Raw genomic sequence first — 14,692 nt, 5'->3', positions numbered from 1 at the left:
GGCAGGTCAAGGGGTTCGACGCCGGTGAGCTGCGTCTTCCAGTAGTCGAGCTGGTCGGCCGCGAGCAGCTGCTCCCGTTGCCACTGCGTGAAGTCGACGTACTGGATCGGCGGCTCCGGCAGCTCGTCGCCCGCGTACAAGCTGCTCAGCTCGTCGGTGAGCACCGCGCCCGACCAACCATCGGTGATGATGTGGTGCAGCACGAGGAGGAGCACGTGGTCGTCGTCGGCGAGGCGCAGCAGCCGCGTCCGGATCAGCGGACCTCGGCGCAGGTCGAACGGAGTGCTGTTCTCCTCGGTGAGGATCGCTTCGAGTTCCCCGGCAGCGATGCCCTGCACCGGGACCTGGATCTTGAAGGGCTTCCGCACGATCTGGACGCCGTCGTCGAAGACCGTGCGCAGCGACTCGTGCCTCGCGACGAGCTTCGTCAGCGCGTCGTTGAGCGCCTCCACGTCGAGCTTCCCGCGCAGCCGGAGAGCGGTCGGCGAGACGTAGTCGGTGCTGTCCGGCTCGAACTGGTCGAGGAACCACAACCGTTGCTGTGCGAAGGACTGCGGCGCCCTGCCGTCCTCGGCGCGATCGACGACGGGGATCGAGGTGGCCTTGGTCTTCGGCAGCGCGGCGGCCAGCTCCGCGACGGTGGGGTTGCGGAACACCGCTCGCGGGGACAGGTGCACGCCGAAGGCTTCGCGCAGCTTGGAGATCACGCGAATGCTCAGGATGGAGTCGCCACCGAGGGAGAAGAAGTTGTCCTCGGCCCCGACCCGCGGCACGCCGAGCACTTCGGCCCACGCGTCGGCGATGACTCGCTCGCTCTCGTTGCGAGGCTCGACGTATTCGGTGTCCGACCGCACTTCGACATCGGGCAGTGCGCGCCGGTCGATCTTCCCGCTCGGCGTGAGCGGCATCTTCTCCAGTGCGACGAAGGCACTGGGGATCATGTACTCCGGGAGTGACCGCGCGAGGTGATCACGGAGCGCGGTTGTGTCGCTGGAGACCGCGTAGGCGATGAGGCGGTTGTCGCGGACCGTGACGACGGCCTCGGTGACGGAGGGGTGGGTGAGCAGAGCGGTCTCGATCTCGCCCAGCTCGATGCGGTGGCCGCGGATCTTGACCTGGTTGTCGGTGCGGCCCAGGTATTCGAGAGCCCCCGTGGAAGTCCAGCGAACGCGGTCGCCAGTGGCGTACATGCGCGCACCGGGCTCGAAGGGGTTGGCGACGAAGCGCGACGCGGTGAGGCCCGGGCGGTCGAGGTAGCCGCGCGCCACCTGCGGCCCGGCGAGGTACAGCTCGCCTGGTACGCCTGGCGGAACCGGGCGCAGCACGGAGTCGAGCACGTATGCGCGGACGTTCCGGATGGGCGCACCGATGACCGGCGAGTCGTGAGCAGCCAGCGGAGCGCAGACGGCGTCCACAGTGGTCTCAGTGGGACCGTAGTAGTTGTACCCGACGACATCCGACTCCCGAACCTCGCGCCACAGCGGCGCATTGGTCGCCTCGCCACCGAGCATCAGTGCGCGCAGCCCGGAGTGCAACAGTCCTGCCGCGATCAGCTGCTGTGCGTAGGACGGGGTGAGGTCCATGAAGTCGATGCCGTGCTCGGCGACGTAGCTGACCAGCGCCGGAGGATCGAGACGCAGCTCGTCGTCGATGATGTGCAGCTCCTGGCCCGCGGCGAGGAAGATCGGGCCCTCCCACGACGTGTCGAAGGAGAACACCGCCGTGACCGCCGCCTTCACGCGCTCCGACCGCGCGAGCGGCGTGATCAGATCGCGGACGTGCCCGTGGTAGAGCGTGGCCAGGTTGCGGTGGGAGACGACGACACCCTTGGGCGTGCCGGTCGAACCCGAGGTGTAGATGACGTACGCGGCGTTGTCCGGGCTGATCGCCACTCCGGGGTTGCCGGAAGGCTGGTCGGAGACATCCGGCAGCGAGTCGAGGACCAGCACGGGCGCGGCGTCGTCCACCAGGAAAGCGATGCGCGAAGCGGGTAGCTCGCGGTCGAGCGGCAGGTGCGCCGCTCCAGCCTTGAGCACACCCAGAATGCCGATGATCATGTCCGTCGTGCGGGGCAGCTTGAGCCCGACAACCTTCTCCGGACCCACGCCCAATGCGATCAGCCTGTGCGCCAACCGGTTCGCACGCTCGTTCAGCTCGGCGTACGTCAGCTTCGAATCACGGAAGACCACAGCGACCGCGTCCGGCGTCTGCGCGGCCTGGCGTTCGAAGACCTCAGGGAAGAGGGCGGTGGGTGCCTCCCACGCGGTGTCGTTCCAGTCCGTCACGACGCGGCGGTGCTCGTCGGCGGAGAGCCAGTTGAGCCGGGCCAGCGGACGGTCCGCGTCGGCTGCGATCTCACGCAGCAGCAGCCTCAGCCAGTGTGCGATCCGCTCAGCCGTCTCGGTGTCGAACAGCCGGGGGTCGTAGGCGAGGTCGAAGTTCAGCCGGTCGACGAGGTGCGCGGTCAACGTCAGCGGGAGGTTCGTGGTGTCCAAAGCGGACACGCTGGCCACCCGGACGCCCTCGCCCGCGGAGGAGTCGAAGGGGTAGTTCTCGAAGACCAACACGCTCTCGAAGAGCGTGCTGCCGCCGACGAAACCCTGGAGCTGTGCCAGGGAAACGAAGTCGTAGCGGCGCGACTCGCTCTGCGCAGCCTGGAGCTCACGGAGCCATGCGGCGGTGTTGCGAGCACTGTCCACAGTGGTCCGCGTCGGCACGGTGTTGATGAACATGCCGACCATCGACTCAACACCGACAAGCTCTTCGGGACGACCCGAGACGGTGCTGCCGAACGTCACGTCGGACTCGCCGCTGCACCGCGACAGCAGCAGCGCCCATGCGCCCGAGACGACAGTGTTGACGGTGAGACCGTTGCTCTGCGCGATGGTGCGCAGCCGCGTGGACTCTTCCAGCGAAAGCGAGACGCGAACCGCTTCGGTGCCTTCAGCGCGGTGGGCCTCGGTGGGCTGGCGATCATAGGGAAGCGGGGTGGGGGACTCGAATCCCTCCAAGACGCGCCGCCAATGCGCAGCAGCTTCCTCAGCGGACCGTGCGCCGAGCCACCGCAGGTAGTCGCGGAACGGGCGACGAGCAGGGGGAGTGCGCTTGCCCGCGTACACATCGCAGACCTCGGCGAACACCTGCGCGGTGCTCCACCCGTCCAACAAGACGTGGTGGGAGGACCAGATCAGCATGACGCGGTCGTCGGTGCAGCGGGCGATCGCCACCCGCATCAGCACGTCGGCGGTGAGGTCCATGCCTTCGGCGCGGTCGTCGGCCAGGACGCGCGCCAACTCGCGTTCACGTTCCTCTTCGGACAGCCCACGCCAGTCGAAGTGCTTGACCGGCAAGGTGACATCGCGGCGAACGACCTGAACGGGCTCGTCGACCCCGTCCCAGACGACACCGCTGCGCAGGATCGGGTTGCGGTCCACGACCGTCTGCCAGGCTTCACCGAGCGCATGCGGATCGGAGACGCCGTCCAGGGTCAACCGGATCTGGTCCACGTAGACACCGGAGGCGGAGTCGACCAGGCTGTGGAACAGCATGCCCGCCTGCAACGGCGTCAGCGGGTAGATGTCCTCGACGTTCGCCCCGGTCCCGGCGATGCGGTCGACCTGGCCCTGGGAGAGCTTCGCCAGGGGGAAGTCCGACGGTGTCCGCCCACCCGCGCCGGGACGTCCACAGTGGACGACGATCTCCCGGAGCGCGGACATCGTCTGCTCGGCCACACGCCGGACCGTTCGCTCCTCGTGCACGTTCTCCGAGTAGATCCAGGTCAGCTCCAGCTCGCCGTTCTCGACCACCCCGGCGATGTCGAGCAGGAACGTGCGCTTCTCGGTCGGGGCGAGGTCCTGGCCCACCGGCCCGTGCCGCTCGCGGAACAGCCCTTCGGATCCCACGTCGAACTGGCCGTGGTAATTGAAGCTCACCGCGGGCAGCTCGTGCTCGTCGAGCCCACCGCGAAGGTAGCGCAGCGCCTCGTAGCTGAGCCCGCGGTGCGGAACCGCGCGGAGCTGTTCCTTGACGGACTTGAGCACCGTGCCCCAGTCATCGGCGGGCATGCTCAGGGCGACCGGGAACTGCGTGGTGAACCAGCCGATCGTGCGGGAGAGGTCGACGCCGTCGATGATCTCCTCTCGCCCGTGGCCTTCGAGCGCGATCGAGACAGTGCCCTCCCCGGTCCAGGACGACAGTGCCCGGCCGAGCGCGCTGAGCAGGACGTCATTGACCTGGGTCCGGTACACGCCGGGTACCAGGTGGAGCAACGCGTCGGTCTCTGTCCTGGTGAGGCGCAAGGACACGCTGTGCGTGGAGCCCGCGGTGTTCGCACCGTCTCGGTCCACCGGCAGGCTGCTGCTCGTCGGCAGGCTCGTCCAGTGGGCGAGGGCGCCGTCGAGGGCGCCGCTCTCGACGTGCGCGGCAAGGGCGTGCGACCACTGGCCGAACGAGGTGCCCGCCGGCTCCAGGCTGACGGGTTTACCGGCGCGGAGCTGGTCGTAGGCGGTTTCCAGGTCGGAAAGCAGGATGCGCCAGGACACCCCGTCCATGGCGAAGTGGTGCACGGTGAGGAACAGCCTCGGGCCGTCCAGGAGAACCGCCCTGATCAGCGGCCCGTGTTCGAGGGAGAGCCCGGTCTGCGCGGCGAGCGGGTCCGTGCCGCGCTCCAGCGTGATCTCACTGTCCACAGGGGACTGCGTGCGGCCGGTGAGGCGCAGCCGGAGCGCTTCGTGGTGCCGGACGACCGCGTTCAACGCCTGTTCGAGCGCGCGCTCGTCCACGTCGGGCGCGAGGCCGAACAGCGCGGACATCGTGAAGTGGTCGATCGGCCCGTGCTCGGCGAGGAACCAGTGCTGGATCGGTGTGAGGGGCGCTGGCCAGGACGGGCGGTCCACCGCGTCCGCGGTGCCGGTAGGGGTGACCGCAACGGCCAGTTCGGCGATGGTCTGGTGCAGGAAGACCTCTCGCGACGCGAGCTTGAGCCCGGCCCGCCGCGCCCGCGAGACGATCTGGATGCTGACGATCGAATCACCGCCGAGGCCGAAGAAGTTGTCATTCACCCCGACCCGCTCGACCCCGAGCGCGGCGGCCCAGATCTCCGCCAGCTTCGCCTCGGTCTCCGTGCGCGGGGCCACGTAGTCGTCGCCGTCCCACTCCGGAGCCGGGAGGGCCTTGCGGTCCACCTTCCCGTTCTTCGTCAACGGGATCTCGTCGAGCACCACGATCGCCGATGGCACCATGTACTCGGGCAGCACGCGCTTGACGTGCTCACGCAGCTCTGCGCTGTCGCCGACCACGTACGCCACGAGGCGCTTGGCACCAGGAGTGTCCTCGCGGGCGACGACAACGGCCTGGGTGACCGCGGGGTGGGAGAGGAGGGCGGCCTCGATCTCGCCGAGTTCGATGCGGAAGCCGCGGATCTTGACCTGGTCGTCGACTCGACCCAGGTACTCCAAGGTCCCCGAAGCGGTCCAGCGCACGAGGTCGCCGGTTGCGTACATCCGCGAGCCGGAACCGAAGGGGTTGGCGACGAACCGCGACGCGGTCAGCCCGCGACGGTTGAGATAGCCGCGGGCGACCTGAGCACCGGCCAGGTACAGCTCGCCCGCGACACCGGGCGGAACGGGCTGGAGCCGCTGGTCGAGCACATAGGCCTGGAGGTTGCGCAGGGGACGGCCGATCACGGGACGCGAGCCGGAGATCCGCGTGGACACGGCGTCGACGGTGACCTCGGTGGGGCCGTAGAAGTTGTAGCTGGCCGTCTCGGGAACTGCCGCCAGGGATCGCCACAGGGACTCGCTCAGCGCCTCACCGCCGAGCATCAGCACCTTCGGTTTGTGCGCACCGGACAGCAGGCCCGCGGAGATGAGCTGCCCGGCGTACGACGGGCTCAGGTCGAGGAAGTCGATGCGCCGCGACCGGACGTAGGAGACCAGCGCGTCGGCGTCGAGCCGGACGGAGTCGGCGAGCAGGTGCAGCTCGTGCCCGTCCGCCAGCAGGACCGGACCCTCCCACGACGTGTCGAAGGAGAACACCGCGGACAGAGCCACCCGCAGCCGCCCACCGCACTCGGCCACGAAGTCGTTTCGGTGGTTGAAGAGCAGGTTCACCAGGTGGCGGTGCTCGACGACGACTCCTTTGGGCAACCCCGTCGACCCCGAGGTGAAGATGACGTACGCGCCCTGCTCGGGCCGGATCGCCACACCGGGGTTCGTCGCCGGGAATCCGTCCACATCGGACGAACTGGTGACGACGAGCACGGGGTTCGCGTCGGCGAGCATCGCCTTCTGCCGCGCCGCGGGCAGCGAGGGGTCGACCGGCAGGTACACCGATCCCGTCTTGAGCACCGCGAGGATCGCGACGACCATCTCGGTCGACCGGGGCAGGCTCAGCGCGACGACCTTCTCCGGGCCGGCGCCCGACGCGATCAGCTTGTGCGCCAGGCGGTTCACCCGCTCGTTGAGCTCCTTGTACGTCAACTCCTCCGTGCCGAACACGAGCGCCGTCTCGTGCGGCCGCCGAGCCACCTGCGATTCGAACAGGTCCACGTAGGTGCACCTGGGGACGTCCAGCGACGTGTCGTTCCACTCGGAGGTGACCCGCGCCAGTTCGCCCGCGTCCAGCAACGTCAGCTGATCGAGCCGGGTGCCGGCGTCGACGGAGGTCAGGAGAGCGGTCAGGTGCGCCGCCATCCTCTCCATCGTGGAGGCGTCGAACAGGTCGGTGCTGTACTCGAAGGTGACTTCAAGGACCTCCCGGCTGTTCTGATGCTCGGACCCGCAAGCGGTCCTTCGGACGGTGAACTCCACGCTGAGATCGAAGTTCGCCGCCCACCGGTTCAGGCTCACCTCGGAAGCCTGGAGCCCGGCGAAGTCCGGGAGACCGCGCTGCGCGTTCTGCAGCAGCACCATCACGTCGAACAGCGGGTTGCGGCTCGGGTCCCGCGCGACACCCACGGACTCGACCAGCCGGTCGAAAGGCAGCTCGTCATGGGCGAACGCGTCCAGCGCCGTCGAATCGACCTCGCGCAGAAACGAGCCGAAGGTCTGCGAGAAGTCCACAGTGGAGCGAAGCACGACGGTGTTGATGAAGAAGCCGACGACTTCAGCCAGCTCCGGCCGGTTGCGCCCCGAACTGACCGTGCCCAGGGCGATGTCGGGCTGCCCGGAGTAGCGCGCGAAGAGCACCTTGCAGGCCGCCATCAGGACCGTGAACAGCGTCGTCTCGCACTCACGGGCCAGCGAGCCCAGCCTCGCGGTCACCTCGGGGGAGAGCGTGAACTCGTGCGCCGCACCGGCCGAGGTGCGCACAGCCGGACGCGGCCGGTCTGTCGGCAGGCTCAACGGCTCGATCCCGTCGAGCTGCTTCTTCCAGTAGACGAGGTGGTCGTCCATCGCGGTCAACCGACCGCGCTGCCACACCGCGAAGTCCGCGTACTGCAGCGACGGTGCGGGCAAGGAGGAGTCCGCGTAGAGCTGGCTCAGCTCGGTGGCCAGAACGCCCATCGACCAGCCGTCGACCACGATGTGGTGCGAGCTGAGCAGCAGCACGTGCTCCTGCTCGCTCACCCGCGCGATCATCGCCCGGAACAGCGGACCGCTGCGCAGGTCGAAGGTCCACGAGAACTCCCTCTCCAGCAAGGAGTCCAGCTCTTCGCGAGTGCAGTCCACCACCGGAACCGGCAGCTCCGCCGCCGGGTGTACGACCTGCACGGGTGAGCCGTCCACCTCGGTGAAGGTCGTGCGCAGCGACTCGTGTCTACTGTGGACCTCTCGCACGGCCGCGACCAGCCGGGGCACGTCCAGGGCACCGGTCAACCGCACCGCCAAGGCGCTGTTGTACTCGTTGTCCTCGGGGTGGAGCTCGTGCAGGACCCACAACCGCTGCTGAGCCAGCGACAGCGGCAACGGCTCGTCGCGCGGAGCAGGCGGGATGACGTCGGCGCTCTTCGCCTTGCCCGCCAACCGCTGCTTCAGCTTCTCCTGGAGGTGCGCGGGCAGCGCGGAGACACGGCTCTGCTTCGACGACATCAGCTTTCTTCCTCAGCAGCGAGAGCTTCCAGCTCCCGCAAGATCGTTTCCTCGACGAGTGCGGCGAAGGCGGCGACAGTGCGGCTGGTCAGCACGTCGCGCGGGGTGAGCGCGATGTCGAAGACCTCCTTGGTCCTCGACGTGATCCGCAGGCTCAGGATCGAGTCCCCGCCGAGGTCGAAGAAGTTGTCCTCGACGCCGACCTTCTCCACACCGAGCACCTCGGCCCAGATCTCGGCCAGCAGCTCCTCCGTCTCGGTCTCCGGCGCCACGTAGCCGACCGGTCCCGGGGTGAGGCGCTGGACGGCCTCCTCGCTCGCGACGGCGAAAGCAGGCAGCGAACCCTCGCTGGTCAAGCCGACCAACAGCGTCCGCAGGTCCTCGCCAAGACCGCTGATGGTGGAGGCGTCGAACAGCTTCGGATCGAAGCCGAGCACGAACGCGAGTTGCTTGCCGGGGTAGACGGTGGCGCTGAGCGGGAAGTTCGTCGTCTCCACCGCCCGCAGCTCGCGCAGCCGCAGCCCGTGCGCGCTCGCCGCCTCGTCGTCGATCGGGTAGTTCTCGAACACCAGAAGGCTGTCGAACAGCGCCTGACCACCGGGAACCCCGCTCCACGCCTGCATCTGCGTCAGCGACACGTGCTCGAAACCGCGGGCCTCCGCCTGCGCGGCCTGGAGTTCGCGCAGCCACTCGGACGTATCGGCGCCGGGCTGGACCGACACGCGCACCGGCAGCGTGTTGATGAAGATGCCGGTGATCGCGTCCACTCCGGCCAGATCGACCGGACGCCCCGAGACGGTGGAGCCGAAGCACACCTCGTTCCGTCCACTGTGGCGGGAGAGCAGCAGTGCCCAAGCGCCCTGCACGACCGCGCTCGGCGTGAGGTGGTGCTCCTTGGCGAACGCGTAGAGACGAGCAGAGTCCTCAAGGGATAACCCGAAGGACTGCTGCTCCGAAGCCGCAGTGGTGTGCAGGTCCGCGTTCTCCCGGTCCTGGGGCAGCGGAGTCGGATCGGTGAAGTCGCCGAGTACCCTGCGCCAGTGCGCCTCGGCCGCGTCGTTGTCCTGCTCCTGCAACCACTGCACGTAGTCGCGGAACGGCCGCCGCTCCAGCGGCGCGTCCCCGCCGGCGAACACGTCCGAGAGGACCTGGAAGACGCTCCAACCGTCCAGCAGCACGTGGTGGAAGGTCCACAGGACCTGAACCTCGGTCTTCGACAACCGAGCCAGGGCGATGCGCATCAGCGGAGCAGTGGCCAGATCGAATCCCTCAGCGCGGTCGCGCTCCAGCAGCTCCGCCAAACGGGCCTGGCGCTCCTCTTCGGAAACACCCGTCCAGTCCAGGTGGGCAACGGGGAGCCGCACCGACTTGTGCACGATCTGCACAGGCTCGCTGACGCCCTCCCACACCACCGAGCTGCGCAGCACGGGAGTGCGGTCGACGACGCGCTGCCAGGCTTCGGCGAACCGCGCGCTGTCCCGCACGCCGTCCAGGACGAAGCTGGTCTGCTGGAAGTAGGCGCCCTGATCGCCCTGCGAGAGGCCGTGGAAGACCATGCCGGCCTGCATCGACGTCAGCGGGTAAATGTCCTCTGTGGACTCCGAGGCCAGCCGGTCGACCTGGTCCTGCGTCAGCCGTGCGAGAGGGAAGTCCGACGGCGTCCAGCCACCGGCACCGGGCGTCGCGCAATGGGCGATGATCTCGCGCAAGGCCACGAGCATTTCGTCCGCCAGCCCGCGGATCGTGTCGTCGTCGTGCAGCGCGTCCGAGTAGTACCAGGTGAAGGCGAGAGCGCCCTTCTCCACCACGCCGACCACGTCGAGCATGTGCGCACGCGGCGCGGAGGGGTCCGTGTCGAGCGCGAGAGCGCCCTGGCTGTCGTCGAAGCGACCCAGGTAGTTGAAGCTCACCTGTGGTGCGGCGTCGAGCCCCGTGTCCCCGCCCAGGTACCGCAGCGCCCCGTACCCGATGCCGCGCTGCGGAACGGCGCGCAGCTGCTCCTTGACGGACTTCAGAACCTCACCCCACCCGGAGCCGGGGAGATGCAGGGAGACGGGGAACATCGTGGTGAACCACCCGACGGTGCGCGACAGGTCCACGCCGTCGAAGATCTCCTCGCGCCCGTGCCCTTCGAGGTTGAGCAGCACCCGGTCGGTCCTCGCCCACCTGCCGAGAACCATGCCGAGCGCGGCCAGCAGCACGTCGTTGGCCTGCGTCCGGTATGCCTCGGGCACCTCCCTGAGCAGTGCGTTGGTTTCCGCGATGGAAAGCCGAACACGGACCTCGCGCATCGACGAGGTGCTGTTCGCGCCCGTGCGATCAGTCGGGAGCTCGAACTCCGCGGAGTCGCTCCAGTAGCGCCGCTCGTCGGCGAAGCCGCCGTTCGCGGTGTGCTCCCCGAGCCTGCGGGACCACTCGCGGAACGAGGTGGTCTTCGGTCCGATGTGGATGGACGAGCCCCGGAGTGCCTGTCGGTAGGCCGCTTCCAGGTCCTCGGCGATGACCCGCCAGGACACGCCGTCCACCACGAGGTGGTGCGCGGTCAGCAGCACCGTCCGCGCGTCCAGCAGCTTCGCGCGCAGCAACTGCCCGGAACCGAGGTCGAAAGCCTCGTCCGGCGCGGCATCGCTGAACGGCTCGACCTCGCCGACCGGCGCGTTGTCCTGCACCCACTCGCCGTCCACCACGCGGAAGCGCATGCGCAGCGCGTCGTGGTGCTCGATCACCGCCACCAGCGCCGCGCGCAGCGCCGTGACGTCGGCCTTCTCGTCGAGCATGATCCGCATCGACTGGTTGAACCGCGCGGGGGAAACGGTGTCGATGCTCGATCCCGCAAGCGGATCTTCGGTGTTGATGCTCGATCCCGCAAGCGGATCTTCGGTGTTGATGCTCGATCCCGCAAGCGGATCTTCGGTGTTGATGCTCGATCCCGCAAGCGGATCTTCGGCGTGACCGGTCAGGAACCACCGCTGGATCGGCGTGAGCGCGACCTCGCCGGTGATCTGGCCCTGCTCGCTGTGCTGCTGCTCCCGCGCCTCGGCGACGTGCGGGGCCAGCGCGGCGATGCTCTGGTGGACGAAGATGTCCTTGGAGGTCAGCACGAGCCCGGCCCGGCGCGCCCTGGTCACGACCTGGATGCACAGGATGGAGTCGCCGCCGAGGGAGAAGAAGTTGTCCCGCACGCCGACCCTCGGCACCCCGAGGACGTCGGAGTAGATCTCCGCGAGCGTGGCCTCGATCGGCGTCCGGGGCGCCACGTACTTGGACTCCAGACGGGATTCGGCCGGCACCTCCGGCAACGCACCGCGGTCGAGGGAGTCGACGAAGACGAACGTGGTCGGCACCATGTAATCGGGCAGCACCTGCGCCAGGAAGGACCGCAGGACACCGGCATCGTGACTGCGCGCCTGCACGAACGCCACGAGCCGCCCGCGCCCGGAGTCGGTGTTCACCACGGCCACCGCATCGTCCACATCGGAGTGTCGCCGCAGCACGGTCTCCACCGCCGCCACATCCACCCGGAAGCCGCGCACGCGCACGATCTCCTCGGTGTCGGTGACGACCTCCTCGGGGCCGCGCATGGGAAGCTCGCCGACGGCACTGTCCGGATTGGACACGATGCCGCTCAACAGCACCTCAAGGTGCTCGCTCATCCGCGCGATCGTGTCGGCGTCGAACAGATCCGTGTTGTACTCGATCACCATGGACAACGAGGCTGCGCCATTGCTCGAACCCGCAAGCGGTTCTTCGACGCCCGGCCAGAACTCCACGACGACGTCGAAGCGCGCGGACGGGCGGGGCAGGTCGTACTCGCTGACCCGCAACGGCCCCATGCGGTTGCGCCGAACCAGGGGCTGCTGCAGCGCGACCATGGCCTGCACGAGCGGGGTCCGGCTGGGGTCGCGCTCCGGCTGGAGGTGTTCCACGAGCCGGTCGAAGGGCACCTCGTCGTGGGCGAACGCCTCCAGCACGGTCTCGCGGACCTCCGCAAGGAACTCGGGGAACTCCAGCGAGGGGTCCACGTAGGACCGAAGCACGAGTGTGTTGACGAAGAAGCCCGCGATGCCTTCGAGCTCCGTGCGGCTGCGACCGGAGTTCACCGTGCCGACGGAGACGTCCCGCTGCCGCGAGTAGCGGGACAGCATGATCTTCACCGCCGCCGTCAAGGTCATGAACAGCGTCGCGTCGTGTGCTCTGGCCACTGTGGACAGCCGCTCGACGAGACCTGTCGGCAGCGCGCGGCGGTGCACCGCGCCCGCCGAAGTGCGCACCGGGGGCCGGATGCGATCGGTCGGCAGGTCGAGCGGTTCGAGCCCGTCGAGCTTGTGCCGCCAGTACGCCAGGTGCCCGTGGGAGACACCGCCGCCCAGCACGTCTTTCGAGCGTTCCCGCTGCCACACCGCGTAGTCCGCGTACGAGATCGGCAGCTCGGTCAGCATCGCGGGCAGGCCCTGCACCGCCGCCGCGTACAGCTCGGCCAGCTCCTCCAGCAGCAAGGCGACCGACCAGCCATCGGTGATGATGTGGTGCTGCGCCAACAGGAGCACGTGCTCCTCGGCGCTCACCTCGATCAGCAGAACGCGGGTCAGCGCGCTCGAGAGGAGGTACGGGCGGCTCAGCTCGCGCTCCAGCTCCGCGTCCACGTCGACTCCGGCGACGACACGGACGGGGATCGTCCCCTCCTCGGCGATGATCTGGAACGGTTGTCCGTCAACGGAGTCGAAGGTCGTGCGCAGCGCCTCGTGCCGCTGCGCCAGCTCGTCGAGCGCGGACCGCAACGCCACCAGGTCGAGTGGTCCGCTGAGGCGCAAAGCGACGCCGGTGTTGTGGTCGATGCCACCAGGAGCAAGATCCTCGACGAGCCAAAGGCGTTGCTGCGCCGGAGAAAGCGGCAACCTGCGGCTGCGGTCGGCGCGCGGGATCCACTCCGCCGCGGTGGTGGTGGACGGCAGCGATGCGGCCAGCTTCGCGACGGTCGGCGCGTCGAACACGGCACGCGGGGAGACCGCGCTGCCGTACTTCTCCCGCAGGCGCGCCAGGACCTTCACGGCGAGCACCGAGTCCCCACCGAGGCCGAAGAAGTCGTCGTGGATGCCGAACTGGTCGGTGCCGAGCGCGTCGGAGAACAGACGCGCGACGAACGCCTCCCGCTCCGTGCGGGGCGCGCTCTCACCTGTGGTCGACCGCGTGGGAGCCGGAAGCGCCTTCCGGTCGAGCTTTCCGTTGGGACTCAGGGGGAAGGCGTCGAGCTTGACGAACGCGGCAGGCACCATGTAGTTCGGCATGCTCGCCGAAAGGGACTCGCGGACGCGCACCGGGTCGGCCGAGCCGGTGAGGTAGGCGACCAGCCGCTTGTCACCCGGCCGGTCCTCCCGGACGAGCGCGACGGCCTGCCGCACTCCGGGAACGGCCTGCATGGCGGCCTCGATCTCGCCCAGCTCGATGCGGAAGCCACGCAGCTTGACCTGGTGGTCGGCGCGCCCGACGAACTCAAGGACACCGGTCGAGGTCCGCCGCACCACGTCACCGGTGCGGTACATCCGGCTGCCGGGCGGGCCGAACGGGTCCGGGACGAAGCGCGTCGCCGTCAGCCCGGGGCGGCGCAGGTACCCTCGCGCCAAGCCGACACCGGCGACGTAGAGCTCACCGACGTCGACCTGGCGAAGTGCGCTGTCGAGCACGTAGGCCGAGGTGTTCCAGATCGGGCCGCCGATGGGCGGCGGCGCGTCGGCGGGCACCAGCGGGCGGCTCCACGTCGAGACGACCGTCGCCTCCGTCGGCCCGTAGGCGTTGATCATCCGGCGGCCCGGGGCCCACCGCTGCACCAGCTCCGGCGGGCACGCGTCGCCGCCCACCACGAGGGTCCGGAACTCCGGGAGCTCCACCCCGTCCGGCACGGTGGCCAGCGCCACCGGCGGGATCAGCGCGTGGCTGATCCGGCTCCGCCGCAGGACCTCCGCCAGCTGCTCACCCAGCAGCGGCCCCTCCGGCGGCACCACGAGCGTGGCGCCGACCGGCAGCGACATGCACAGCTCCAGCACCGACGCGTCGAAGCTCGGCGAGGAGAACTGCAGCACGCGGTCGCCCGGCCGCACGTCGAAGCGCTCGGCCTCGGCCGCGGAGAAGTTCGCCAGACCCCGGTGCGACACCACGACACCCTTGGGGCGCCCGGTGGAACCGGAGGTGTAGATGACGTACGCGGCGTTGTCCGGCGACAGCTGCACCACCGGATCGGTCTCCGGCAGCCCGCCGGTTTCGACCGTTTTGTCCAGTACCAGCAGGGGTTTCGCGTCATCGATCATGTAGGCGATGCGCTCGCGGGGGTAGCCGGGGTCGACCGGGAGGTAGGCGGCACCGGCCTTCAGCACCGCCAGCTGCGCGACGATGATCTCCACCGACCTCGGCAGCACCAGCGCGACGATCTCCTCCGGCCCGGCGCCCGCGGCGATCAGCTTGTGCGCCAGCCGGTTCGCCCGGGCGTTCAGCTCGGCGTAGGTCAGCCGGAGATCGCCGTCGAGGACGGCGAGGGCGTTGGGCGATCGCGCGACCTGCGCCTCGAACAGCTCGGGGAAGGTCCGCGCGGGAACGGCGCGCGCGGTCTGCTCCCACTCGTGCCTGGACAGTGCGGCGAACAACGGTGTCGGGGCCGTCTCAGCGGTCAT

General features: G+C 69.1%; 2 protein-coding genes (1 of these 2 only partly in view). Both read right to left on the bottom strand.

Annotation, left to right across the window (positions count from 1 at the left end):
* A protein-coding gene (locus tag BLT28_RS12315) for a non-ribosomal peptide synthase/polyketide synthase (RefSeq protein WP_052407524.1) crosses the window boundary here: on the bottom strand, nt 1-8,030 show its beginning. The gene continues 10,972 nt to the left of window position 1, outside the view; the window shows 8,030 of its 19,002 coding nt (coding positions 1-8,030); the start codon lies at nt 8,028-8,030; the stop codon falls past the left edge of the window.
* Entirely contained in the window at nt 8,030-14,692 is a 6,663-nt protein-coding gene (locus tag BLT28_RS12310; RefSeq protein WP_030430619.1) for a non-ribosomal peptide synthetase, read from the bottom strand. Before BLT28_RS12310 ends, BLT28_RS12315 begins: the two co-directional genes overlap by 1 nt.

The sequence above is a fragment of the Allokutzneria albata genome, from assembly GCF_900103775.1.
Taxonomy (GTDB): Bacteria; Actinomycetota; Actinomycetes; order Mycobacteriales; family Pseudonocardiaceae; genus Allokutzneria; species Allokutzneria albata.
The sequence above is the reverse complement of the archived record's forward strand: the minus strand, read 5'-3'. Positions and strand labels throughout refer to the sequence as shown.

Coding starts and splice junctions, on each gene's coding strand:
- BLT28_RS12310 (WP_030430619.1), bottom strand. CDS start 14,692: ATGACCGCTGAGACGGCCCCGACACCGTTGTTCGCCGCACTGTCCAGG.